The organism is Arthrobacter sp. H20 (assembly GCF_000520515.1).
Classification (GTDB): Bacteria; Actinomycetota; Actinomycetes; order Actinomycetales; family Micrococcaceae; genus Arthrobacter_D.
In genome coordinates, this window is the sequence record NZ_AZRY01000187.1 from 1 (window position 1) to 24,866 (window position 24,866).

The 24,866-nt window shown below is 62.7% G+C and carries 23 protein-coding genes; 9 read left to right on the forward strand and 14 right to left on the reverse strand.

All coding sequences use genetic code 11. The annotated features are described in order from the left end of the window. The first annotated feature begins 264 nt into the window (after window positions 1-264). Window positions 265-837, forward strand: a complete 573-nt coding sequence (locus tag Y703_RS17070; protein ID WP_253907886.1) for a multicopper oxidase domain-containing protein — start codon at window positions 265-267, stop codon at window positions 835-837. A gap of 214 nt (window positions 838-1,051) precedes the next feature. On the opposite strand, the gene Y703_RS17075 is transcribed toward Y703_RS17070, so the two are convergent. Together Y703_RS17075 and Y703_RS0100810 are read right to left on the reverse strand one after the other, a co-directional pair. Continuing rightward, complete coding sequence (locus Y703_RS17075; protein WP_051427171.1) at window positions 1,052-2,341, reverse strand: bifunctional alpha/beta hydrolase/OsmC family protein; 1,290 nt, start codon at window positions 2,339-2,341, stop codon at window positions 1,052-1,054. Between the two features lie 331 nt (window positions 2,342-2,672). Further along, window positions 2,673-3,644 (reverse strand): zinc-binding dehydrogenase, encoded by a 972-nt coding sequence (locus tag Y703_RS0100810; protein ID WP_216698833.1) that lies wholly within the window; start codon window positions 3,642-3,644, stop codon window positions 2,673-2,675. 357 nt (window positions 3,645-4,001) lie between these two features. On the opposite strand from Y703_RS0100810, the gene Y703_RS0100815 reads away from it, so the two are divergent. Together Y703_RS0100815 and Y703_RS0100820 are read left to right on the forward strand one after the other, a co-directional pair. Then, a complete protein-coding gene (locus Y703_RS0100815) occupies window positions 4,002-4,430 on the forward strand; it encodes a DUF1801 domain-containing protein (protein WP_026551216.1) in 429 nt (142 codons plus the stop codon). Window positions 4,431-4,862: 432 nt separating this feature from the next. Then, a complete protein-coding gene (locus Y703_RS0100820) occupies window positions 4,863-6,236 on the forward strand; it encodes a GGDEF domain-containing protein (protein ID WP_051427173.1) in 1,374 nt (457 codons plus the stop codon). A gap of 270 nt (window positions 6,237-6,506) precedes the next feature. Here the strand turns inward: Y703_RS0100820 and Y703_RS0100825 are convergent, their stop codons facing one another. The 4 genes from Y703_RS0100825 to Y703_RS0100840 all read right to left on the reverse strand — a co-directional run bounded on the left by Y703_RS0100825 (window position 6,507) and on the right by Y703_RS0100840 (window position 11,832). Continuing rightward, window positions 6,507-7,841, reverse strand: coding sequence for an ABC transporter substrate-binding protein (locus tag Y703_RS0100825; protein WP_026551218.1), 1,335 nt, complete (start codon window positions 7,839-7,841; stop codon window positions 6,507-6,509). 79 nt (window positions 7,842-7,920) lie between these two features. Then, window positions 7,921-8,754, reverse strand: a complete 834-nt coding sequence (locus Y703_RS0100830; RefSeq protein ID WP_026551219.1) for an ABC transporter permease subunit — start codon at window positions 8,752-8,754, stop codon at window positions 7,921-7,923. Window positions 8,755-8,849: 95 nt separating this feature from the next. After that, window positions 8,850-9,779: a carbohydrate ABC transporter permease gene (locus Y703_RS0100835; protein WP_035763271.1), complete on the reverse strand. Its 930-nt coding sequence runs from the start codon at window positions 9,777-9,779 to the stop codon at window positions 8,850-8,852. Continuing rightward, window positions 9,766-11,832 (reverse strand): beta-galactosidase, encoded by a 2,067-nt coding sequence (locus tag Y703_RS0100840; protein ID WP_051427174.1) that lies wholly within the window; start codon window positions 11,830-11,832, stop codon window positions 9,766-9,768. Before Y703_RS0100840 ends, Y703_RS0100835 begins: the two co-directional genes overlap by 14 nt. 167 nt (window positions 11,833-11,999) lie before the next feature. Here Y703_RS0100840 and Y703_RS0100845 point away from each other — a divergent pair, with 167 nt between their 5' ends. After that, the gene (locus Y703_RS0100845; protein WP_026551222.1) at window positions 12,000-13,016 is read left to right on the forward strand and encodes a LacI family DNA-binding transcriptional regulator; all 1,017 of its coding nucleotides are present in this window, start codon (window positions 12,000-12,002) and stop codon (window positions 13,014-13,016) included. 75 nt (window positions 13,017-13,091) lie between these two features. Then, window positions 13,092-15,266, forward strand: a complete 2,175-nt coding sequence (locus Y703_RS0100850; RefSeq protein ID WP_035763274.1) for an alpha-galactosidase — start codon at window positions 13,092-13,094, stop codon at window positions 15,264-15,266. 44 nt (window positions 15,267-15,310) lie between these two features. On the opposite strand, the gene galK is transcribed toward Y703_RS0100850, so the two are convergent. From galK to Y703_RS0100890, 8 genes are all read right to left on the reverse strand, one after another. Further along, window positions 15,311-16,468 carry a galactokinase gene (gene galK / locus Y703_RS0100855; RefSeq protein WP_026551224.1) on the reverse strand — a complete coding sequence of 386 codons (1,158 nt, stop codon included), beginning with the start codon at window positions 16,466-16,468 and terminating at the stop codon, window positions 15,311-15,313. Next, complete coding sequence (gene galT / locus Y703_RS0100860) at window positions 16,465-17,595, reverse strand: galactose-1-phosphate uridylyltransferase (RefSeq protein WP_026551225.1); 1,131 nt, start codon at window positions 17,593-17,595, stop codon at window positions 16,465-16,467. Before galT ends, galK begins: the two co-directional genes overlap by 4 nt. After that, window positions 17,592-18,392 (reverse strand): DeoR/GlpR family DNA-binding transcription regulator, encoded by an 801-nt coding sequence (locus tag Y703_RS0100865; protein WP_026551226.1) that lies wholly within the window; start codon window positions 18,390-18,392, stop codon window positions 17,592-17,594. The genes galT and Y703_RS0100865 overlap by 4 nt, the downstream gene beginning before the upstream one ends. Window positions 18,393-18,988: 596 nt before the next feature. After that, window positions 18,989-19,420 carry a universal stress protein gene (locus Y703_RS0100870; RefSeq protein ID WP_026551227.1) on the reverse strand — a complete coding sequence of 144 codons (432 nt, stop codon included), beginning with the start codon at window positions 19,418-19,420 and terminating at the stop codon, window positions 18,989-18,991. A 248-nt stretch (window positions 19,421-19,668) separates the two neighbouring features. After that, a complete protein-coding gene (locus Y703_RS0100875) occupies window positions 19,669-21,075 on the reverse strand; it encodes an MBL fold metallo-hydrolase (RefSeq protein WP_026551228.1) in 1,407 nt (468 codons plus the stop codon). Window positions 21,076-21,192: 117 nt separating this feature from the next. Further along, window positions 21,193-21,519: a rhodanese-like domain-containing protein gene (locus tag Y703_RS0100880; RefSeq protein ID WP_026551229.1), complete on the reverse strand. Its 327-nt coding sequence runs from the start codon at window positions 21,517-21,519 to the stop codon at window positions 21,193-21,195. A gap of 77 nt (window positions 21,520-21,596) precedes the next feature. Beyond that, window positions 21,597-22,499 (reverse strand): sulfite exporter TauE/SafE family protein, encoded by a 903-nt coding sequence (locus Y703_RS0100885; protein WP_026551230.1) that lies wholly within the window; start codon window positions 22,497-22,499, stop codon window positions 21,597-21,599. Then, window positions 22,496-23,116, reverse strand: coding sequence for a rhodanese-like domain-containing protein (locus tag Y703_RS0100890; protein WP_026551231.1), 621 nt, complete (start codon window positions 23,114-23,116; stop codon window positions 22,496-22,498). Before Y703_RS0100890 ends, Y703_RS0100885 begins: the two co-directional genes overlap by 4 nt. A 122-nt stretch (window positions 23,117-23,238) precedes the next feature. Between Y703_RS0100890 and Y703_RS0100895 the strand changes: the two genes are divergently transcribed. From Y703_RS0100895 to Y703_RS0100910, 4 genes are all read left to right on the forward strand, one after another. After that, window positions 23,239-23,496 carry a metal-sensitive transcriptional regulator gene (locus Y703_RS0100895; protein ID WP_026551232.1) on the forward strand — a complete coding sequence of 86 codons (258 nt, stop codon included), beginning with the start codon at window positions 23,239-23,241 and terminating at the stop codon, window positions 23,494-23,496. Window positions 23,497-23,528: 32 nt separating this feature from the next. Then, complete coding sequence (locus Y703_RS0100900; RefSeq protein WP_026551233.1) at window positions 23,529-23,936, forward strand: DUF302 domain-containing protein; 408 nt, start codon at window positions 23,529-23,531, stop codon at window positions 23,934-23,936. A gap of 78 nt (window positions 23,937-24,014) precedes the next feature. Beyond that, entirely contained in the window at window positions 24,015-24,302 is a 288-nt protein-coding gene (locus Y703_RS0100905) for a hypothetical protein (protein WP_026551234.1), read from the forward strand. A 17-nt stretch (window positions 24,303-24,319) separates the two neighbouring features. Then, a partial coding sequence (locus Y703_RS0100910; RefSeq protein ID WP_026551235.1) for a metallophosphoesterase family protein occupies window positions 24,320-24,866 on the forward strand: 547 nt, incomplete at its 3' end.

The following is a 24,866-nucleotide window of genomic DNA, read 5'->3' on the forward strand; positions in this document are numbered from 1 at the left end:
CGCAATATCGCCAACTACATCGCCCGCTCACTCCTGGAAACCGGCGGCTTCAGACCCCGACTACACCCTCAATTATGAAGAGCCGTTAATGCCTGCACCTCCCGGTACCTGAAGCTGCGCCTGGACGGCCAAGACCTGAAGCTACTCGGCCTGGATTCAGGCCGCTATGAAATCCCCCGTGACGTCGACGAGGTGCTGCTCGCTCCGGGTAACCGGGCTGACCTGCTCGTTACCGCTTCCACAGGGACTGCCAGATTACTCACCATGCCGGTGGATAGAGGCGGGATGGGATCAATGATGGGCAGCACTAGCGGGCGAGGGCACTCCCCGGCCGGGCCGGACGGGACGGTCTTGGCAACCTTTGCTGTTGCAGGCGCATCCGCGGCTGCGCCGGGACCGGTTCCGGCGCAGCCCGCGCAGCGCGACCTGCGCGCCGCCGCGGTCACCGCTCACCGGGAGCAGGTCTTCGCCATGGACATGGGTATGAACGGCGGTGGGACGGCGTCGGGGATGATGAACTTCACCATCAACGGCAGTGCCTTCACCGCTGACAGAGTAGACACCACGGTCCCCATCGGTGCCATTGAGGAATGGACCCTCAGGAACACGAGTCCGATGGACCACCCAGTGCATTTGCATGTCTGGTCGATGCAGATCATCGAACAGGCCGGTCGACCAGTGGACAACCCTGAATGGCAGGACGTGGTCAATGTGCCAGCCCGCAGCAGCGTCCGGGTACGGATAGCCTTCGAAGATTTCAGCGGGAAAACCGTCTATCACTGCCACATCCTCGACCACGAGGACAGCGGCATGATGGGCCTGATCGAAGCCCGTTAGCACAGCGGGCGCACAATCCTCTGCCTGAATCAGATGTGGCCCGACAACAGCACCACCGTCATCCAGACCGTCGACCCGCAAAACGGTTTGCTACTCAGAGACGCCCCGCCGGGTCCTGAAGCGAAGTCGCTTTCGAAATCCTTCGGTATCCAACGGGGGCCGGCCCGGTCGTCCTCGTTTCGGGGCGCCGGGCGGCGTCTGGCGGTATTGCCGCTCACCCGTCCCCTCGATAGTCGGCCGGTTGCTCGCGGGCCACCGGGCTTGGCCCGGCCCCGAGCACGGTCGTTTCGATCTGGACTTCGGCTTGCAGTGTGCGGTGTACGGGGCACTTGTCGGCAATCTCACGAAGTCTCTGACGCTGGCTGTCGTCCAGATCACCCTCCAGGCGGAGAACCCGTTCAATCCTGTCCACTTGCCCGGTCCCGGTTTCGCAGTCTGCGCAGTCCCTGGCGTGGATCCGGGAGTGCCTCAGTGACACGCTCACTCTCTCCAGAGGCCAGCTCTTGCGCCGGGCATACATCCTCACCGTCATCGAGGTGCACGCACCCAGCCCCGCCAGCAAGAAATCGTACGGGGCCGGTCCGGTGTCTGTGCCGACAGGTCCGGGTTCGTCGGCGGTAAGCCGGTGGTGTCCGATCTGCACCTGCTGGGTGTAGTCACCGGTGCCGCTCTCGGTGACCACAACGAGTCCCTCCGCCGGGTCAGCCGATTCCGGCTCCCGCCCCTCGCCAACGGACGTGGCGAATGCAAAGCGGCTGGCCCAAGTAGCGAGCATGGTCGCAACGAAAACAGCATCTGCAGGCTTCGTCAGGAGGTGGTCAGCGCCATCCACTGCAATGAAAGACTTCGGGTGGCGTGCAGCCTCATAGATGCGGCGAGCGTTGTCCACATCTACGGTGGAGTCGGTGGGTGAATGCATGACCAGCAGGGCCGCGCCAAGACCGCGGATGCGCTCTGTTTGAGGCTGGGCGGAGACGTCGTCGAGGAACTGTCGGCGGATGCGGAATGTCCGCCCGGCGAGCTGCACCTCGGCTTCACCAAACTCTTCAACTTCGGAGTGACTCCCCCGCATCAGATGCGCCACGTGATCCGGATCGGCTGGAGCCCCGATGGTTGCCACGGCCCGCACCTCCGGGATGCAGTGGGCGGCGCCGAGCACCGCAGCGCCGCCAAGTGAGTGCCCGATCAGAAGCGACGGAGCCGCAAAGCGCTCGCGCAAAAGATCCGACGCGTGGACCAGATCCTCGATGTTGGAACTGAAATTGGTGTTCGCGAAATCGCCGCCAGACTCGCCCAGACCGGTGAAGTCAAACCTCAGAACCGCGATCCCAAAATCGGTTAGGGCCCGGGAGATCCTGGCCGCCGCGAGCCCATCCTTGCTACATGTGAAGCAGTGGGCAAACAGCGCATATGCCTGGGGTGTTGCATCAGGAAGATCCAGCCTGGCTGCGAGTATCGCCCCCTGTGATCCTGGGAATTCCAGTCGCTCACTCCGAAGGTTCATGTCGTCCCGTTTCTCTGGATATTCCTAGGGATGGGCAGGATCTGAACTGGTGCCACCACAACATGTGTGTAGCCCGCCCTATGGCTAGACGTCGCTAGTGTAATCCTCGTCCAGCTGCGCCGGCGACGCGGGACACGGAGTAGTGGTGGTCTGCTGTCTTCATGCGGTCCGCCATTTTGGCGGGTGAAATTATCGGTTCCCAGGAATCTATGGGCGGTCCACGGTACCTGTCAACGTGTCGGTGACAGGTTGACCGGCACGGGACAGACTAAGGGGTTCGGACTGTCGACGCGAAGCTGACCGATCGAGGCGCTCCCTCGGTTGGGGTCGTTCAGGGGACGATAACGAGCTTGCCCACATGGTGGCGTCGGCTGAGTTCCTGATGAGCCTTTCGGGTTTCGTCAAGACCGAAGGTGGCAGCTATGACCGGCCGGACTTCGCCCCGGCGGGCAAGACCCACCAACAGCTCGAAGATCCGCGGCGTATGCATGGTGGATCCAAGCAGTGAGAGGTCGGAAAGATACAATTTCCTGACATCGAGCTTAACTGACCATCCGTCAAGAGACCCAGCCACCACCCAGCAACCGCCAGGGCGCAGCAATTCCAGACCGGGTCCAATCAGGGGCCCAGCAACGACGTCGATGGCTGCGTGGTACCCGTGGGGTGCTGCTTCCCGCACGTCTTTCAGGACCTCCCCTCGCTGGCGGTCGATGGTAACGTCGGCTCCGGCTCGCAGGACTTCGTCAGCTTTCCCCCCGCTGCACACCGCGACGACGCGGGCCCCGCGCGCTTTCGCTAGTTGGACTACGGCCAGACCCACGCCGCCGGAAGCCCCAGTGACAAGTACTGTATGTCCGATGTCCACCGCCCCCCGTTCGAGCATGGCCAGCGCAGTTCCATAGGAGATGGGAAGTGCGGCCAGCTCGATGTCGGTTAACGGCGAATCGTCGACCGGATGAACGCGGGCGGCTGGCACGACGACATATTCGGCGAAGCCCCCGTCGCGCTCTCTGGGCAGCACATCAACCGGTCGCGCGTCCTGGCCGGAATCCGAGTAGATAGCGGGATCGACGAGCACCCGTGTCTGGAGGAGATCGGAGGTGTTCCCGTCGCCGTCGGCAACCACTACTCCCGCCACATCGCCACCCTGGATGCGCGGGAAGGCGAGCGGTCCCAACCATCCACCCTTCTCATTCGACTCACTGCCCAAGCCGTAGGAACCCTCCCGGGTCCAAATATCGGTGTTGTTGCACCCGGCAGCACTGACCCGAACCAGGACCTCCTGAGATCGAGGTCGAGGCACTGGAACTTCCCGAACTTCAATCACGTCGGGACCCCCATGCCGTGAGATGACTGCCGCTCGCATCGTTGACGGAAGCTGGTCTGGTGGCGGTGGTCGGTGTTGCGGTAAGGGTGCCCAGGACATGATCGAATCATAGTCCCAGTGGTCCGCTGGCGCCCGATGGCGCTGTCGCCGTCACTTGCTGTCGGGGATGGTGAGGCAGAGACGGCAGGAAGACAAACGGGTGAACCTCCGTTGAACGGGTAGCGAACGGGTATTAGGCTTCTATGGGCCCGCAAACTGGTCGGATGTTGGAGCGGGGACGGCGGCGGAGGCGTAAGGCGGCAGCCGCGCGGAGGCGGGCACTAGACTCATGCCATGGCTGATCCAAAGACGAGGCCGACACAGGCTCACGTGCACCAGTTCCTTGACTCCGCGGCTACGGTCCGCCGCCGTGAGGAAGGGCATCTGATCGCCAGGATTTTCGCCGAGGTTACCGGGACGGATCCTGTCATGTGGGGTCCAACGATGGTGGGATACGGCAGCTTCCGCTATATCTCGCGAGCCAAACCGCTAGCGTATGCAGACTGGTTCAAGACGGGGTTCTCGCCCCGCAAAGCGCAACTGACCTTCTACGGTCTGAAGGACCTGCCGGAGGCCGGAGCCCTGTTGCCGAAGCTGGGCACCTACACCGAGGGGGCAGGCTGCGTCTACGCGAGGAAGCTTGAGGATATCGACCTGGAAGTGCTGCGCCAGTTGATCGCTATAGCGTGGTCGAGGGAAGACGACCCCGAACCGGCGTTGTGAAACAAAATCCGGTAGGTCACTTTTGATGGGCGTCCTGCTGACAGACCAGTCGCGACAAAATAGCCTTCCTGCGCAACAGTTCTTGCCCCGGGGGCTTCGACGTCTGGCCGATACTGGTCACGATACTTCCCGCCGACGCGGGGTCGCCCGAACTTGACGCTCACCACGCCATGAGGACGTGCAGCGATGCGCGAGTGGTAATCGGCAGTTCCCAGTCCTAAAGCTCGTCAGAGGGGCGAAAGATTTCACCCGTGCAGGATAGTGAGTGACCTGGCGCACACTGTGTCGAGAAACACTGCACCTCTGGGTGGGACGTAACCGAAAGCTGGGGGCTATGAGTTCGATCATGAGAGTTGCGGTATTCTCCCGCTCGACGGCAAGACCACCGAGACCGACGGCCCGTTAGTGCTCGCGCCGCTGCGGAAGAGGCCTATGGAATCATACCGTTGGTGGCTGCCCCGGATCTCCGGCAATGTCATGCTGGATCTCAGGATCTGGATGCTGGGGTTCGGACTCCTTACCGGCTTGGTGTTCCCGTTCCTCGTGATCGGGCTCGGCGTGTCGCATGAAGCTGCACTGCAGCCTGCTTTCTTTGCCGCAACAGTGGCAGCGGGACTCGGAGTCGCGGAGATCAACCATTTCCTGGTGCGTGTGGTGGTGGGGGTTCGGCTTCGTTCTCTGGTCGACGGAATGGCGCATGTCGAGGCTCTGTTAGTCGACGCGAGCGTGAGCGGGGACTGGGCAGGGTGCGATCCGGAGGCCTGCATGGTGACTGCGGACTCCGCCGACGAATTCGGCGACGTGGCCCATTCGTTCAATGGTTTGGTCGCCGGGCTATCGAGCAGCCATCAGGTTTCCGACGGGATCAAGAAGGTATCGTATGCCCTCGCTGCCCACCTGGAAATGGGCTCGCTCGCGGAGGTCGCGTTGCGTGAATTGTCAGGACAGACCGCGTGTGATGCTGCTGCTCTGCTTACGGTCAATAACGGGAAGGTCGTTGTGGCCGGATCAATGCGCATGCGAGATGGCGGGGATCTAGCAGGCGCAGAAATTGTGCTCAGTGTCTTGCACTCGGCGCAGCCCGCGGTGCTCAGGCTGCCCCAAGACCTGGTGGCGATTGGGCAACTGACGGAATTCGTTCATGAAGAGGTCCACATCCGACCCGTCCTGTTCGGCACAGTCACAGTCGGGGTCTTGGTGCTCGCGTTCGCCGAGCCTAGCTCCGCAGCGGCCAGGGCAGTATTGGGCGCTTCGCTCCCAGGTTTCGCGGTGGCCGTGAACAACGCCCTCACTCACGAGGACCTGCAACGGGTTGCTGCGTTGGACCCACTGACGGGCGTGTTTAATCGACGCTCGGGTCTGGTTCGTCTCGCGGAGGAGTTTGAACGGGCCAGACAATCCCACGAGTCACTCGGGGTTCTCATGTTCGACATCGACCATTTCAAGGCGGTCAACGATACCTTTGGGCATCTGGTGGGCGACCGTGTGCTGCGAAGCCTAGTGCAGACGGTACGGGAGGTCCTGCGCGACGCCGATGTGTTGCTGCGATTTGGCGGCGAAGAATTCGTCGTTGTTTCGCCGAGGGCGAGCCGCGTCGACCTCGCCTTCATGGGCGAGAGAATCCGACGGGCGGTCGCCGAAGCAGGCTTTATCGAGGATGGTCTGCCCAACCACCTCACGGTCAGCGTCGGCGGGTTCGCCTGCCACCCGGGGAGCTCCACTACCCCGCAAGAAATGATTGGTCACGCCGATCTGGCCCTCTATGCCTCCAAGAACTCTGGCCGGGACAGATGCATGATCGCGTGACGAGATTGAGGGCCCTATATAGGTGCGGAGTCCGGGAGCACCAGCACCATCGATCCCCTTCACCAAAGGGTTCCGAGGAAGCGCTGAATCCGAGCAGCAAAACGACGTTGCGCCGTGCCATCCCCTCCAACAGCAGCGCTCGTTCAGCATCTGTTCAGCCCGGATCCCCATGTAGCCGCTCGTCCCTGAATGTACGAGAAGAGCCGCGCCCCTCGCGGGTCGCGGCTCTTCGTCGGTGTAGCGCCCGGTTGGTGCGGGCGTTAGCGGTTGCTACTCGGATACTGGGATCGACTGCGCCTTCAGGGCATCGATCGTTTTCTGCTGCCCGGTCTCGAGTGCATCCATCAGGGTGCCGGAACCGCCGATGGCAGCACCGAAACCGTCAGAGACATCCGTGTAGGTCTGAGTCATAGTGGGGCCCCAGGTGAAGTCGGGGTTCACATTCGCGGATGCGTCGGCGAACACGTCGTAGATTTTCTGTCCGTCGTAGAATTCGACGCCACCCGCAAAGGCTTCAAGCTCGGTAGCTGACTCAGCCGCCGGGTACAGGCCGCCGAGTTCGTTGGCGAGTGCGAGGGCTTCAGGGTCGGTGTTGAGCCAGAGCGCGAACTTGGCCGCTTCGGCTGGGTGCTCTGAGCCCTTCAGGACCGCTGTGGAGGAGCCACCCCAGTTGCCGGCGGTTTGGCCGCCGTCTTCCCACTGGGGCATGGGAGCGACAGCCCACTTTCCAGCTGTATCCGGCGCGCCGTCTGCGAGCGTTGTCGCACCCCATACTGCTGAAACCCAGGTCCACTGATCGCCCTCGTTGAAGGAGGCATTCCACTCATCCGAAAAGGACGGGAGGGTAGAGACGAGGTCTTCAGACAGTAGGTCCTGCCAGTAGGCGGCGACTTCTTCGGACTCAGGGCTGGTCAGGTTGACGTCCCAGTTTTCGCCGTCATTGGCGAACCACTGGCCGCCGTTCTGCCAGACCATGCCGGCGAACCAGTTGACGTCGGTCTTCGGGAAGTTGGTGATGTAGGAACCCTCCGCCTTGATCTGCTCGGCGGCGGTAGCGTATTCCTCCCACGTGGTGGGAACGTCAATACCGGCCGCTTCGAAGAGGTCGGCGCGGTAATACATGGCCATTGGACCGCTGTCCTGTGGGACGGCATAGACCGAGCCCTCCTCGCCGAAGGTCACCTGACCCCAGGTCCAGTCCACGAACTGATCCTGTGCGTCGGTGATGCCTTCGCAGCCGGCAATGTTCTCGAGGCCGTCCTGGACACGGAAGTTCGGCAGCGCGTCATACTCGATCTGGCCGAGGTCTGGGGCGTTACCGGCCTGGATCTGGTTGAAGAAGTTCTGGTAGGTGCCCGAGTTTCCGTTGGGGCCGGTCTGGACCGTGACCTGGATGTCCTCGTTCTGCTCGTTCCACAGTTCGACCACCTGATCCATGCCCGGAACCCAGGTGGTGAAGCTCAGCTCAACGGGACCGTCCGAGGTCTCGCACGGTGCTGCTTCTGCTCCTGCTTCCGAGCTGTCTCCGCCGGCTGAACAGCCGGAGAGAGCCAGCGCAGAGATCATGGCAAAGGCCGCGGTGACTTTTCCGTAATGCGCGCGCATTGTCTTTCCTATCGGTGGTAGTGCGGTGGGAGAGCGGACGCTCCCACACCTGTGGTGCTGGTCGTGAAAGTGGTGGGTTTTACTTGACGCCGCCGGCACCGAGTCCACTGCTCCAGAAGCGCTGCAGCGCGAGGAAGGCGATGATCAACGGCACGATCGAGACAAGGGCTCCCACTATCACAAGGGAGCGCAGTTCGGGAATCTGGCTGATCTGGCTATTCCAGGCATAGAGCCCAAGTGTGACCGGGAAGAGTGCCTGGTCTCGGAGCATGATCAGGGGCAGGAAGAAGTTGTTCCAGATGGCAACGAACTGGAAGAGGAAGATAGTTACGAGGGCCGGAGCCATGAGTCGCGTTGACAGGGTGAAGAACGTGCGTATCTCCCCCGATCCGTCCAGCCGGGCCGCTTCAAGCAACTCGCCGGGAACGCTGGCGGCAGCGTAAATTCTGGCCAGGTAGACGCCGAACGGGCTCACCAGGCTGGGAAGGAAGACTGCCCACATGGTGTTCGTCAGATTGACCTGACTGAAGATCAGGAAGAGTGGGAGCGCGAGGGCCGTCGCTGGCACAAGGACGCCGCTAAGCACGACGTTGAAGACCGCCTCGCGTCCCTTGAACTCGTATTTGGCCAGCGCGTACCCGCACATTGCTGCGATGACCGTTCCGATCAGGGCTCCGACGCCAGCATAGATGGCCGAGTTCACCAGCCACCGACCGAAGAGCCCGTCTCCGTAAGCGAAGAGGCGGCCCAGGTTGTCGAGGAACGTCCCGAGTGAGTTTGAAGTGAACCACAGCGGCGGGGTGGACGTAATCTCGCCGCCCGTCTTAGTGGATGTGGTCAGGAGCCACCAGATGGGGGTCAGGAAGTAGAGGGTGAAGACACCCATGATGATCATCGCGGCACTGCGCGACATGATGCTCTGGCGGGGGCCGCGCGCGCGGTTGTCGGCGAAGTTCGCTCTTGAACTCCCGTTGCGCTGACGCTTGCGGGCGGTGGCTGGGATTGCGGTCACTGGGTAACCTTCCGCTGGGTCGACTTCAGGAAGAAGAAGGAGAGAATGAAGGTAGCGAGCGCCAGGACCACTGAGAATGCCGCGGCGAGGTTGTAGTTCGGCACGGATGCCGTGGTGTAGACAGCGAGGTTTGGCGTGAACGTGCTGTTGATCGCCGAACTGAAGCTCCGAAGCGTCTGCGGTTCGGCCAGCAACTGGAGCGTGCCGATGATTGAGAAGACTGCAGTGAGGATGATCGCCGGAACTACCAGGGGGATCTTGATGCGCCAGGCGATCTGGATGTTGCTTGCGCCGTCGAGCCGCGCTGCCTCATAGATTTCGGTAGGGATTGCCAGGAGCGACGCGTAGATGATCAGCATGTTGTACCCCACGTAAACCCAGGTCACGATGTTCGCGATGGCCCAGAGAACCAGTTCGGCCGACAGGAAGTTGACGTTCGAGGTCACGGCCTCGAAGGGCGATAGCGACGGCGAGTAGAGGAACCCCCACATGATGGCGGCGATCACTCCCGGGACAGCGTAGGGCGCGAAGAACGCGAGCCGGAAGAACTTCTTGCCCTTGAGCAGGGGGGAGTCGAGGAGCAGGGCGAACAGGAGGGCGAGGCCGAGCATGATCGGCACCTGCACGACGCCGAAGAGCAATACGCGCCCCACGGATTCCCAGAAGGCGGTGTTCTGGAAGACCTGCTCGTACTGAACGAGACCGCCGAAGACCTGGCGGGGCTTGCCAAAGGTGCCCTCGCGCTCAACGGTGAGCAGCGACTGCACAATCGCGTAAACGATCGGGATGGCGTAGAAGGCGAGGAAGAGCAGGGCGAACGGCGCAATGAACAGGGCCACGGCGCGGCGCTGCGCTACCGACGAGCGGTTCTTTCTCGCGGCCGGCAGCGCCTTGGGGCCTTCGGCCGGGGTGCTAGTGACTGTCATTTCTTGAATCCTTTCGGTCCTGCGCAGGGCCGTCGGTGTCGGAGATCCTTGGCGTGGTGCGGACGACGCGGACTGCTCCGGCGGGGATGACGACGACGTCGGCAACGGCCTCTGCGGTCAGCAGTTCCATACCGCTGACTCGGTGCTTGCGGTCCTCGGATGTGTGGTTGATCAGGAAGACGTACTCGTGCCCGTTTCCCCGCCGGGTTACTGACTCGAGACCTGACGGCGCGTCGGGGAGCTGGACGCCAGCGGCGGCTGCCGCGCGCAGCAGCAGGTCTTTGAGTACCGCGTTGTCGAGCACTGTGCCCGCGTACCAGGCCTCGCCAGCGCCGAAATGGTTGCGGGTGACGGCAGGGGTGCCGACGTGGTGGCCGGTCGCGTAGCTCAGCATGGCCTCGGCAGTGGTGAGATGCAGTGCCTCAGACCAGAGCGATGCCAGCGAGCCGTTGTCGAGTGTGAGCGGTTGCTCGGCGTCGACTGGGAAGAACTCCTCCGACCGGATTCCCAGCAACTCCCTGAATGCTCCCGGGTAGCCGCCGGCGCGTACCTTCTCGTTCTCGTCGACAATGCCACTGAAGAACGTAATGACGGCGGACCCGCCGTTGTCAACGAAGTCGCGGATCACTGCGGCATGCTCATCGCGGATCAGGTACAGGTTAGGAACCACCACAAGTTTGTAGCCGGAGAGATCCGCCCCCGGCGCCACGACGTCGACGGTGAGGCCTGCGTCCCAGAGCGCTTTGTAGGCGGCGTGGACCTGCTCGATGTATTGAACATCCCCCGACGGATGCGATTCCTGGTCATGTGCCCACCACGTCTCCCAGCTGAACACGAGCGCCACGTCCGCGTGCACAGTGGTACCCGCGATCTCGCGAAGCTTTTCGAGCACCGAGCCGAGCTCGACGACGTCCCGCCAGGTCTGTGAATCGGTGCCGGCATGGGGCACCATCGCTGAGTGGAACTTCTCGCTGCCCTGCAGGGAGGCGCGCCACTGAAAGAAGCAGAGGCCGTCCGCCCCGCGGGCGAGGTGGGTCAAGGAGGTGCGGAGCATCTCCCCCGGACCCTTGGCAAGATTTCGCGGCTGCCAGTTCACGGCGCCGGTCGAGTGCTCCATGAGGATCCATGGCTGGCCCTGGGCAAGTCCACGAGTGGTGTCGGCGGCGAAGGCGAGTTCGGCCAGCGGAGCGTCGAGGCGGTGATCGACGTAGTGGTCGTTCGCAATGACATCCATCGCCGGAGCCCAGGTCCAGTAGTCCTGATTGCGGATGTGGGCCGCCACCATGAAGTTGGTCGTCACCGGAATCTCGCTGTTGCGCCGAAGGACGGCTTCTTCGGCGCAGTAGTGGGCAAGCAGCTCATCTGAGCTGAAGCGGTTGAAGTCGAGGGTCTGTGTCGGGTTGGTGGTCGAGAGCGTGAGCCTTGGCGGGAGGATCTGTGCCCAGGCCGAGTAACGCTGGCTCCAGAAGGCGGTGCCCCAGGCTGCGTTGAGCGCATCGAGTGTTCCGTAGCGGGCGCGGAGCCAGCCGCGGAACTCATCGGCTGAGACATCGCAGTAGCACAGGGAATTGTGGCACCCCAGTTCATTGGACACGTGCCAGAGGCGCAGGCCCGGGTGGCTGCCGTAGCGGACGGAAACCTGCTCGACTAGCGCAAGGGCCCGCTCGCGGTAGACGGGGGAGCTCGGGCAGAAGGCCTGTCGGCCGCCAGGCCAGCGGCGGGTACCGTCAGCGGTCGTGGGGAGGACCTCCGGGTGGGCGGTTGTCAGCCAGGCGGGGGGGGACGCCGTTCCAGTTCCAAGGTTCACGCCGATGCCGTTCTCGGCGAGCAAATCCATAATGGCGTCGAGGTTCTCAAAGCGAAAAACGCCTTGCTCGGGTTCGATCTCGGCCCAGCCGAAAATGTTGACGGCTACGAGGTTTACCCCTGCGTCCTTCATTAACCGGACGTCCTCCTGCCAGACGGAGGCGTCCCACTGCTCCGGGTTGTAATCGCACCCATACACGAGCTGTCCGTTACCGGACAGCTCCGCCACGGTTGCTGCGTGTGTCAAAACTGCTCCTTGATGCTGCCGTGCCGATCCTCCACTATGCTCTGGGATGATCGGAGATATTCTCTGTGAACGCTCCCAGAGTAACCAAGGTCACATGCGCTGTCAACGCAATCCGATTCGAGTTGAGTGAGCGGCCGCACCCTTCAATGCTCGGCTAGAGTACAGATATGCCCCCGCCCCGCATCCGCAATCGCCGTGCGACTATCAACGACGTCGCCGCCGCGGCGGGCCTCTCTCGAGGCACTGTGTCTCGGGTCGTGAACGGTGAACGCTACGTATCCGACGGTGCCAAGACCGCCGTGGAGGACGCCATCGCCCGCGTCGGTTACGTGCGCAATTCGGCCGCAAGGAACCTGGTCACACGGGAGTCCCGCGCGATTGCCCTGATCATCCACGAACCCCACTCGCTTCTGTTCGAGGACCCTAATATCGGCTCCATCCTCCTTGGTGCCAACGCCGTGCTGTCCAAGGCCGACTACCAGTTGGTCTCCCTCATCATCGACTCCGACAGGGACAGCCGACGGGTCGCAGACTACCTTCGGGGCGGGCTTGTGGACGGTGCAGTCATCGTCTCCGCCCGAGCATCCGATCCGATCGCCTCCGCTGTGCGCGACATCGGGGTGCCCTCGGCGTTTGTCGGGCATCCGCCGGGAACACCGGATCTGCCGTATGTGGCCATCGACAATAAGGGGGCGGCCCGCACCATCACTGAGCGTCTCGCCGGTACCGGTCGCCAGCGCATCGGAATGATTGCTAGCGCCATGGACCGCGACTCCGGCTACGACCGGTTTACTGGCTTCCGGGACGCTCTGGGCGCGCGCTTCGATGCCTCGCTGGTGGTTGAATATCCCCTGTACACCTACGCCGCCGGTATCGAGGGAATGCAGGAGTTGCTGCGCCGCTGTCCGGAGATCGACGGGATCTTCGCCGCGTCCGACGCCGTCGCCGCAGGTGCCATGACAGTTCTCCAGGAATCGGGCAGGAGAGTCCCAGATGACGTCGGAATTGTCGGCTTCGACGACAGCAGCTGGGCCCTCAGGACCCGGCCACAGCTCTCAACGGTCAAGCAACCGGCTGATTCGCTGGGCCGTACTGCTGCGGAACTCGTCCTCGCACAGATCAGGGGCCTGCCAAGCGTTGCGCAGGTCCTGGATACCACAGTCGTCTGGCGCGATTCGGCGTAGCCTGGTTCGCGGGGAGCTCCCATTGATCGGACCCCGTGGGTTGGACTCGTTTTCGTTTTGCTGTAAAAATTACACATGCCTCTCACCATCGAAGGTTCCACGACGGCCTTCCACTTGTCAGTGGCGGGCACGAGCGTCGTCATCGACGGCTCCGGACCGGGCGTCCCCACCATCGTGCACTGGGGACCGTCGCTGGGATTTGTCAGCAACCAGCAGCTAGCAGCACTTGTTGGGTCGCTTGTGCCGCAGCGCGTCTCCGGAGGTCTTGATGTCCCTGCTTATCTGTCAGTCATCCCGCAGGAAGCGTTCGGATGGCAGGGAACCCCTGGGTTCACGGGCCACCGTCGGGGAACGCATATCTCTCCCGCCTTCCGACTCTTGTCGATTGAGTTCGCCGACGTCGACGGCGGCCAGCGGGTGTCCTTCGCCGCCCACGACGATGTTGCCCATCTCAGGGCCACTGGATCGATTCATCTCACCCCTGCTGGTGTTCTGCGCCAACAGCTCTCGGTGACGAACACCGGCAGTTCCGACTACGAAGTGCGGTCGTTACTCGCCGCGGTTCCGTTGCCGGATTCTGCCGTCGAGGTTTTGGACACCACCGGGCGTCATCTTCGCGAACGGAACCCGCAGCGTCACCTACTCACTCAGGGAAGTTATCGGAGGGAGAGCCGGCGCGGCCGGCCAGGCGCCGACGCGACCGTGGTGCTGGCTGCGGGTACTCAGTCTTTCGGATTCGAAGACGGCCTGGTGCACGCCGTGCACCTGGCCTGGAGTGGAAACCACCAGCTCAGCGCAGAGAAAACCGCGACGGGCCAGGCCTTCCTCAGCGCCGGTGAACTACTCCTGCCGGAAGAAATCATCCTTGCTCCCGGCGAAACCTACTCTGCTCCCGAAATGCTTGCCTCATGGGGCGACGGGCTCAACGAGCTCTCCGCCCGCTTCCATGACGAGGTGCGTTCCCGGCCTGTTCACCCATCGTCTCCAAGACCTGTCACGCTCAACACCTGGGAAGCTGTGTACTTCGACCACGACCTGGATCGCCTCATCCGCCTCGCGGACAAGGCAGCTGCTCTGGGCGTAGAGAGGTTCGTGCTCGACGACGGGTGGTTCGATGGCCGCCGCGATGACACCTCAGGTCTGGGCGACTGGTTTGTTGACGGCGACGTCTGGCCCAACGGCCTATCCCCGTTGATCGAGCAGGTCACTGCCCGAGGGATGGAGTTCGGGCTGTGGTTTGAACCGGAAATGGTCAATCTAGACTCCAAGCTCGCTGCCAACCACCCCGACTGGATCATCCAGGCCGAGGGCAGACTCCCGGTGCCCGGCAGGCAGCAGCAGGTCCTGAACCTCGCCAACCCGGGAGCCTACAACTACATCCTGGAACGCATCGACACCATCCTGGATACCCACGACATCTCCTACCTCAAGTGGGACCATAACCGAGACCTGCTCGACGCCGCGGATGCTACTACCGGAAACGCAGTCATCCACAACAACGTCGACGCCCTGTACCGGTTGATGCACACCCTCAAAAACCGCCATCCGGGGTTGGAGATTGAGAGTTGCGCCTCTGGCGGAGCCCGAGTGGACCTCGGGGTGCTCGAGCACACAGACCGCATCTGGACCAGTGACTGCATCGACCCCCTTGAGCGGTTAACCATCCAGAAGTACACCGGGATCCTTCTACCCCCCGAGCTCATGGGGATGCACATCAGCGGCCCGACATCCCACTCGACCGGCCGGACGCATACCCTCCCCTTTCGCGCAGCGTCGGCGATTTTTGGCCACTACGGTATCGAATGGGACATCTCCACGCTCACCGCCACTGAGACAGAAGACCTCAAGGCGTGGATAGATCTCCACACCAGTTGGCGAAACATTCTCCATACCGGCCACGTGGTCCACGCGGACCTGACGGACCCGGCAATGGACCTCCGCGGAACCGTCGCAGCCGACCGATCCGCAGCACTCTTCGCATATTCGCTCACGGCTTCAAGTGCTACGTATCCACCGGGAAAACTCACCTTCCCTGGCCTCGACCCGGACCGCGCCTACCGGCTGCACCTTTGCAGCATCTACTCGTCGCTCCCTGGCAACGGCCAATCGCCCCTGGCCTGGGCGGAAGCCTCGCTGACTGGCGCGCCCTTGGAATTGACTGGACGCACTCTTGCCCATGTAGGTATCCCGGCACCCGTCCTGTTCCCTGAACAATCAATCCTGATCGAACTTCACGCAACCGCTAGCTGATTCCAGCCGGACGTCGAACGATCCCGCCGCCTCGCTGCCCGTGGTCAGACGACTCGGCCAGCACCGGCGCTGGGCAGGACGCTGAAGATGACCGGTGCCCGGAATCCTGCGACAGAAAACGCTCGTACCACGGCTGCACGGATGGCAGGCATGTCGTCGACGCTAGCGAGAACGATGGCGGATCCGCCGAAGCCGCCGCCGGTCATGCGGGCGCCAAGCGCGCCAGTGTCGAGCGACACTTCCACAGCGGTATCCAGCTCTGGGCAGGATATCTCGAAGTCGTCGCGCATCGAAGCGTGGCTGGCGACGAGCAGCGGGCCGAGAGCAACGGGTCCCTTCGCGCCCAGGAGCTGGACCGCATCCTCGACACGCGCGTTCTCCGTCACGACGTGGCGCACCCGCCTGAACGTTTCTTCGTCGAGGACTCCAGCCCCTTCTGCGAGGTCACCCACAGACAGGTCCCGCAGAGCGGCAACGCCCATCATCTCAGCGCCACGTTCGCAGGAGCGGCGGCGGGCAGCGTACCCTCCGGTTGAGTGCGAATGGCTCACCCTGGTGTCGATGACCATAAGCTCCAGCCCGGCGCCCTTGAGGTCGAGGGGAACGAGCCTGGAATCCCCGGATCGGCAGTCGAGGAAGACCGCCTGGCCTGCCTCGCCCAAGAGGGATGCGGACTGGTCCATGATGCCTGTCGGCGCCCCGACCATCCGGTTCTCGGCGAGCTGTCCGATCGCAGCGAGCTCCCGACGTGACACTCCAGCTTCCGAGAGTTCGTTCGCAGCGATGGCCACCGCACACTCCAGTGCGGCGGACGAGGAGAGACCTGCTCCCACCGGCACCGAGGAATCGACCAGGAGATCCATGCCCGGGCAACGGTGCCCTGACTGCTCCAGAGCCCAGAGGACGCCAAGGGGATAAGCCGCCCAGCCCTCAACACTTCCTTCTTCGAGGGCGTCGAGGTCTGCAGTGACGGGATCGTCGTCGGGTGCGAAGGTCGAGGCAACGCGCACGATCCGGTTTGTGCGGACGGCCACCGCGATCGTCGTCGAATGCTGGATCGCGAAGGGCAGGACAAAACCGTCATTGTAGTCGGTGTGCTCGCCGATGACGTTGACGCGCCCCGGTGCTGACCACAGGCCGTCCGGTTCGTTGCCAAAGCGGCCAGCGAAGGCCGCCGCGAGGTCGAGGTGCGAGTAGCTCATGCCTGATCCTTCCGGGTTGTGGCGGGAGTGGCGGTGCGGAGTGCCTCGGCGACTTTCTCGGGGGTGGTGTCGTTGATGAACGCGCCCATCGCTGCCTCAGAGCCTGCCAGAAACTTCATCTTGTCGGCGGCACGGCGGGGAGAGGTCAGCTGCAGGTGTAGGTAGCTTGCTGACCGCAATTTACTGTCGATCGGTGCCTGCTGCCATGCCGCGATGTATGGGGTCGGGGTAGGGTACAGGGCGTCCAGCCGGCCGAGGAGGTCGAGGTAGACAGTGGTCAGCTCGTCGCGCTCCTCACCCGTCAGGCCCGCGATATCGGCTACCTGGCGATGGGGGACCAAGTGCACCTCCAGGGGCCAGCGCGCGGCAAAGGGTACGAAGGCGCTGAAGTGTTTGCTCTCGATGACCATGCGGTCGCCGGAGTGCCGCTCGGAGGACAGGGCGTGGCCCAGAAGGGTCTGCTTGCCACCGGACGCACTGAAGAATTCGGCAGCCTTGGCGGCGAGAGTCGCTGCACGGGGTGGGACAAACGGATAAGCGTAGATTTGGCCGTGCGGGTGCAGCAGGGTGACTCCGATGTCCGCGCCCCGGTTCTCGAAGCAAAACACCTGCGCGATGCCAGGCATCGCTGACAACGCCTCCGTGCGCTGGGCCCAGGCATCGATGACGGTCCTGGCACGCTCTGGGCTGAGAGAGCCGAAGGAGCCCTCATGCGAAGAATCGAACGCCACCACTTCGCATCGTCCGTACGCTGTCGCCGTCGTGCCCCATTCGGGCGTGGCCGGGAGACTACCGAGATCGGGGCCGAACGAGGAGAAGCGGTTCTCGAACACGACGACCTCGTAGCCGGAGGCGGGGATTTCGGAGAGGTTCCTCGGGGTCGTCGGGCACAGGGGGCACTGATCCGCGGGCGGCAGGTGCGTCCGGGATTGGCGGTGCGCCGCGACTGCGATCCACTCACCGGACAGCGCGTCATAGCGCGCGGTCCCGGCCGATTCGCGCGGCGGAAGCCCTCGGGAGTCGCGGGTGGCCGCGGCATCGCGATGCTGAGCGGCGCTGTCCTCACGGGCGTCGAAGTAGATCAACTCGCGCCCGTCGGAAAGGCGGGTCGGGGTGATGTGGGTCATGAGCGGTCTTCCAGGTGGGGGTCGGGAACGGGGTCGCAGAGGATGCGGGTGAGGTCAGAGTAAACGGCGTCGGGCTGTCGGTCCGTGACGAGGGCTGCAGCAGCGTCGAGCCTGGCCACCCGGGCGAGACTCACGATGCCGATTTTGGTGGCATCGGCGAGGATGACGAGCCGGCCACAGGTGCTCGCGAACGCCTTGTTCGTTTCCGCCTCAGCCAGGTTCGGCGTCGTGATGCCGGCAGAGGCGTCCACACCATGCGCTCCCATGAAGCACAAGTCTGCATGGAGGGAGCCGATGGTACCGGTCGAGAGGGGCCCCACGAGGGCTTTCGACGGCGTCAGCTGGCCGCCAGTGAGCAGCACAGCGGGTGCTCCGTCGCGCGGTGCAGCGGCTTGCAGCCTGTGGATTTCGTCCGCGAGGGGAAGAGAATTGGTAATGATGGTCAGTCCCTGCACGCGTGACAGGAGCGGCGCGAGAGCGTAGGTGGTGGTGCCCCCCGTGACGGACACCGTCATACCGGGCGTCAGGAGAGAGACAGCTGCTCGCGCGATGTGTTGCTTCGCTTCACCGCAGCGCGTCCGGTTGGCATCGAAGCTGGCCTCCACTGAGCTGAGGCTACTGGGGCGAACAGCACCCCCGTGCACCCGGACCAGCGCGCCGCGGGCCTCCAACACGTCAATGTCCCGGCGGACGGTCATCTCCGAGACGCCAAGGGCTAGGGCGAGTCCGCTCACCCGGACCGCGGGGCGGTGGGCCAGGCCTTCGAGGATGGCCGCATGGCGCTCTGCTGCGAGCACGATCCTCCTTCGAGTACATGATGCTGGCAAGGTGAACTAGTCCGCACGAAAACGAACAAAACCTATCATAGTGGATACTGCCGCCCTGCCCAGCTCAGCGGGTTCGGTAGCGCGCGGAGACCATCGTTTGATAGCTCAGTCGGCCGTGGAGGAATGTGCCGACGGGACGGAAGAGGTCGCCGATAAGGGTGTGCACCTCTTGATCCTCGGCACCGCGCCCGAGGTCCCCCCTCCCCTGCCCCAGCGTAGCCGTCGAGCGAGGTGATCACCGAGTAGATCGGGTTTGCCATCCGCATCCTTTGGCAACCAGCACGTCAGCCTGTAGCTGACGACATCCGGGCCGCAGAAAATGATAGGCCTGTGAGGTGGACCGGGACGTACGCTGGTCAGGAATGGCGCGCAGATCCCACTGAACGGCCCCCATCAGTGGGCATGTCTAGATATTCCCAGTGATGGCCTGCAATCGCTGGGACTCAAGACGAAAAACACGACAGCCCACGCTGGGGATGGCGTCGATGTCGCGAACCCTTGTCCGCCGCCCCTTCGACCAGATCGACAGCACAAGCCCTGGCCCTATCGAGAATGCTCCGGCGAAATCAGGAAGCGGTCTTCACCACAAGCACGTCGCACGGTGCGTTGTGCACAACACTCCAGGCAACACTTCCCAAGACCCGCCGAAGCCCTTTCATGCCCACGTTGCCGACGACCAGCAATTGGGCGTCTGCGCGCTCGGCTTCCTCGATGAGGACATCCTGGGGTTTGCCCCGGCCCGCAGCAGAGCGGACCGTTACCGAAGGGTGCTCTTCGCGTAGTTTTACCGCGACCCGCTCGGCCAGCTTCAGTGCTTGCTCGGCATCGTCCAGTATCCACGTGTCATTCCCGATTCGGACAACTTCCGTGTTTCCCGTCATATGAGCGCTCAGCACCACAAGTTCCGACCCCAGGCCCTCCGCCAGGGTCGCAGCCCGCGACGCCGCCTTGTACGCGGTATCGCTACCATCGACCCCCACAACCACATTTCCTGCCATGCTGTCGCCTCCTCGATCATCAAACCGCAATTGCAGCTGGCTTTCCTAAGCCGCCTACAAAAACCTTACTAGGCCGAAGAAACCCCAGTGGTCAGCCACCCTCACTTCAGTGTGAACCCGCAGCCCCAGGCCTGCGTTCGGCGGGTGCAGTTAGCGCGGAGAGATCCGGCATCGACGTTAACCGGCTCGGCGGCGACCCGGTCAACCGTGACGCCGCCGAGGCTTGAAGCGCGGCCAAGTTCGTTCTGTCAGGCAGAAACGGGGTTGTGCTCCAGTTGCCAGCTGATCCAGGCAGCGTAGCTACCGTCGAGTTCGACGACGTCGTACCCGGCACGGCGTAATCCGCTGGCGGCGACGGAGTTCCTGACGCCGGACTGGCAGTAGGTGACGATGGTGCCTTCGTTGGGCAGTTCGTCTAGGTGCCACATGGCACGACCCCCGCTGAGCTGGTGCGAGCCGGGGATGTGGCCCGCCGAGTGCTCGGTGCGGTTCCGGACATCCAGCACCATAGCGGCATCGAAGCTGTCGAGGTCCTCGGGCTGGATTAGCTTCGGGGTGCTCAGGGGCAGCCCTTCGATACTGGTAACGAAGCCGCCAACATTATCGATGCCGACGCGGACCAAATGGTCCCACATACCCTGCGCCGCTTCTCGATCAGGAGCGAGGAGCACCAGGGGTTTTTTGTCGGTTTCAGGATTGACCACCCACGCGCCGTAGCTTGCCACTGACCTCCCGGCCGGAACATTAAGGGAACGAATAACTGTAGCCTCATGAACTTCCGTGTGGGATCGGGTATCAATGAAAATGACTCTATCCTCAGCGAGATCCGCGACGACGTCGGACAGGTTGAGCTCCGCCAACGGGGCCCGCATGCCCATGACTACTGGGCCTTTCCTGTTCTCCCGCTTCATCCGACCGAAGTAGGCGTGAGCGTCGGGCTGGCCGTCCAGTAGCTCGTCGATGAAGCCTTGCTCATCGTTGGCGGCGAGGTATGGACCCCACCAGGCGTACAGGCGCTCGTAGCCGACAGTAGATGACGGGATAGCACCCAGAGCTTTGCCACAGGCACTGCCGGCACCGTGGGCAGGGTGAACCTGGACATAGTCCGGCAAAGTGAGGAACTTGTCCCGCAGACTGGTGAAAAGCTGTTTGGCTCCTTCGAACCGTGTATCAATGCCACCTGCCGCCTCATCGAGTAGGTCAGGCCGGCCCAGATCGCCCGAGAAAACGAAGTCGCCAGAGAGCAGGTAGCCGGGCTGGTCGCTGAACGCCCCGTCGGTCACCAGGAACGACAGGTGTTCGGGGGTATGGCCCGGGGTGTGGACGGCCTGGATACTGATGTTGCCAATGGTGATTTTGTCGCCGTCGTAGAGACGTTCGCCGTCGAATTCGTACTGCCAGTCAGGGCCACCCTCGCCGGAAACGTAGATCTTCGCGCCAGTGGCGGCTGCCAGCTCCCGGGTGCCGGAGAGGTAGTCAGCGTGGATGTGGGTTTCAGCGACGGCGATGATCTCCATGCCGTTCTTCTTGGCCAAATCCTGGTAAACGGCAATGTCGCGGCGGCCGTCAACAACTACAGCAGTGCCGTTGGCCTGGCAGCCGATCAGGTAGCTGGCTTGGGATAGGTCTTCGTCGTAAATGCGTTCGATAAGCATCTGGTGTGCTCCTTCGGATCAAGGGTGGAGGTGAAGTCTTTGGGGTGGGCTCTGCACCAATAGTAATACCCCCAGGGGTATCACTGCAAGTGGTCGTCTTCGGCTTTCTTGTGCAACTTAGGCCTTTGACGATGGGTCTTTCGAGTCTCGGGTGGTGAGGAGACCCGCACCAGTCCAGGCCGTCATGCCGCCTGCCATGGTGTCCGCGGCAAATCCGGCTTCACCGAGCGCGTCGGCAACCCGGGCAGAGCGGTTGCCGCTGCGGCAAACGACGACCACGGGAACCGCGGGGTTCAGCTCGGACAGGCGTCCCCGTAACTGCCCCATAGGAATGTGCTTGGCCCCGGGAATCATCCCTTCAGATACCTCAAAATCCTCGCGGACGTCGAGAATGAGCGCTGATGAGCGGCGCCGACCGGCGTCCCTGACGGTGATTTCAGCCATGGTTTTCTCCTTATTGTGGCTATTTCGAAAGTACTTACCGGACGGGCTCCCGTTCTCCGTAATGGACGGTGCCAAGTTCAGGCGGGTGTTGGAACGTTCTTGCGACGACGGCGGCCGTGTTTACGGAGGGGGCATGCGCTGACCAGGAACCAACAGACACCGACACTGATTGTCGCGAGACCAGCGATGCCGGCGACGATGATCCAGCGCAAGTCGGCGGGCGCTTGCTGGACAAGAACAAAGGTTCCCATCACCAGAACAAACCACCCGAAGCCCTTTCGGAGCGCTACCTCCGGAATACGCCCGGCCAACCTGGAGCCGACAAGGGTGCCGACGACGGCGGCGGCAGTTACGGCGAGGGTGATCCCCCAGTCCACTTCCACGGTGGTGAGATACCCGGCGAGTCCCGCGAAGGACTTCATGGCGATCACAACCAGGGATGTGCCAACGGCAACAGACATGGGCAGCCCGCCCAGAAGCGCCAACGCTGGGACGACAAGAAATCCACCGCCGGCCCCAACCAGTCCCGTGACAAGTCCAACGACAGCCCCGTCCAGGAGCACCCTGCCGAGGGGGAGCTCGTGGGCGACCGGCACACCGCCGTCGTTCGCCCTATTCTTGCGCCCGCGAAGCATCGCCACGGAGGTGGCGATCATCATAAGCGCAAAAGCGATAAGGAGGATCTGTCCCGGAATTTGGCCACCAAGGAGACCGCCGGCGAATGCGCCAACCATACCGGCCACGCCGAAGATCAAGCCGGTCCGCCAGCGCACCCTTCCTCCGCGTGCGTGGCTGACGACGCTGACCGCTGCGGTAACGCCGACAACAAACAGTGACGCAGCGATGGCTTCCTTGGCCTCGAACCCAGCGACGTAAACCAGGATTGGCACCGTCAGAATCGATCCACCGCCGCCCAGTACGCCGAGGGAGAGGCCGATAATCACTGACAGCGCAAGTACCAGGATCAGAGTGGTGGTCATGCTGCTTTGATCTCATCTCCGCTGGACGCGGTGGGAAGGGTCAGTATCGCGCTTTCGCGAGTGGGATCCACTGCAACCCTGTTCCATGGCATTGCCGAGATGGCTTTGCCCATGGCGCAGGTGTTGGTCGCAGCCGAAAAGGTGAGACCGCCGCCAATGACACCAGTTAACATCCGGATCTTCGGGGACACGAACTTTCCACCAGCAAGTCCCACCATCACCAGCGATCCCGCGACGAGACGGACTTGGCGCTCGAGGTCCCAGCGATCCTTACCCTTCACTACATCTCCGCCAGCAACAGCGAATCCTGGAACGCCGCCGGTCAAGACATAGGCGGTGTCGATTCCGGATACTGCTAGCCGCTGACGGGCCTGTTCTGACCGGGTACCGGAATGGCACACCAGCACAACACGTGAGGTAAGCCGGGCGGCCAGTTCGTCGGTGTGCTCCGAGAGCAGGGGCAGTGGCACGTTGTAGGAACCCCGGATATGCGAGGACTCAAATTCCGCCGCTGAGCGGACGTCAATGATGATCAGGTCCTCGTGGTCGGAAGCCCAGTCTCGCAGGGTCTCCGGATCGAGCGCCGTGATGGAAGCCGAAGTGGAATTGGGGGTCATGTGTGCCTCTTTGAAAGTCGTTGACTGGATACCCGACCGAGTATTACAGATACCCCAGGGGGTAGTCAAAAAACCCTAGGGGGTATAGTGTGGGGGCAAGCCCCGATACTTGGAGAAAACCCTTGGAACTAAATCCGTCAGAACTTACACCAGTGATCAACCGGCTCAAGCGCGCCCAGGGCCAACTCGGAGCCGTCACCCGCATGCTTGAAGAGGGCCAGGACTGCAAGGACGTCGTCACCCAGCTCGCGGCCGTGTCCAAAGCGCTCGATCGGGCCGGGTTCGCCATCATCGCCACAGGCCTGGAGCAGTGCATAGTTCAGAAGGACGCGACGATGAATAAGAAGGATCTGGAGAAGCTCTTCCTTTCCCTTGCCTAACCGACCCGCTCTCGAAACAACCTAGGAGAACCATGACCTACACACTCAGCACGACCATCGCTCTTCCTTGGGCCGAAGCCCTGAACCGCACCCGGGACGCCCTATCTGCCCAGGGTTTCGGAATCCTCACAGAAATCGACGTGCGATCCACTTTCGAAGCCAAACTCGGAGCCGAGGCCGCCGAGGCTGTGGGCGACTACGTCATTCTTGGTGCGTGCAACCCTGCTCTGGCCAGCCGCGCCCTGGCTGCTGAGCCGGAAATTGGTGCGCTTCTCCCCTGCAACGTCGTCGTACGTCATGGCAAGGAAGAGGGAACCACCACCATCGAAGCCATCGACCCGCAGACCATGGTCCAGCTCAGCGCCACGTCAGCCATCAAAGAAGTTGCCGACGACGCCGGCAATCGCCTACGAAAGGCCCTCGCCGCCCTGAGCGACTAAATGTATTGTTCCCTCTAAGAGCGATTCGCGCCGAGACCCGATCAGCGAAATTTCAGCCAACCCCGGGAGAATCGGATCATGCCGCACCGTCGAGCCGCTCTGTTGCTCGGCATCTTGGTGGCTTGTGCTATCGCGATCGGCGGGATGCTGTACGCCTCCCCATTTGTCACCTCTTTACCTGCCGATGACCATCCAGGCGCGAGCACCGGCGAGTCTGATCCTAACGTTGCCGAATCACCAATCGTCCGCCTGGCGATCGCCGGTGACACCGGAACCGGCGACGCGGCTGAACAGGCAACGGCTCAACGCATGATTGAAGAGGGCCGGGACGACCCCTACGACGCGCTTCTGCTGCTTGCGACCTGATCTACGAAGACGGAAAAGTGGAGCTAACCCGCCAGCTCGTTACCGAACCGTTCGCCGCAATCACCGACCGCGGTGCCAGACTGCTGCCGGTCCTGGGCAACCATGACTACCGCAGCGGGGAACAACAACAAATCCTGAACCAGCTTGGCCGCACCAATTCCTGGTATGCCGAGCAAGTGGGACCCATCAGGATAGTCGTGCTGGATTCCACTCTTGTCATGGAGGAAGAACAAACAGCGTGGCTCCGAAAGAAGCTGGGCGAGGCCCAGCCGCCTGGATCCTGGACTGTAGTCGCGATGCACCATCCCGCCTACTCTGCTGGCTCCCACGGCTCCGACCTGGCAATTCGAGATACCTGGAGCCCAATCTTCGCCGAAGCTGGCGTCCCACTGGTCCTGGCCGGACACGATCACGATTACCAACGCTCAACCCCCCAGGACGGGGTCACCTACATTGTCTCCGGTGCCGGTGCGAAACTGCGACCGGTTGGATATCAGGAGTTCACAGCTTTCGGCAGTTCGACCCTGCACTACCTCGACCTGCTGGTCTTCAAAGACCGCCTCG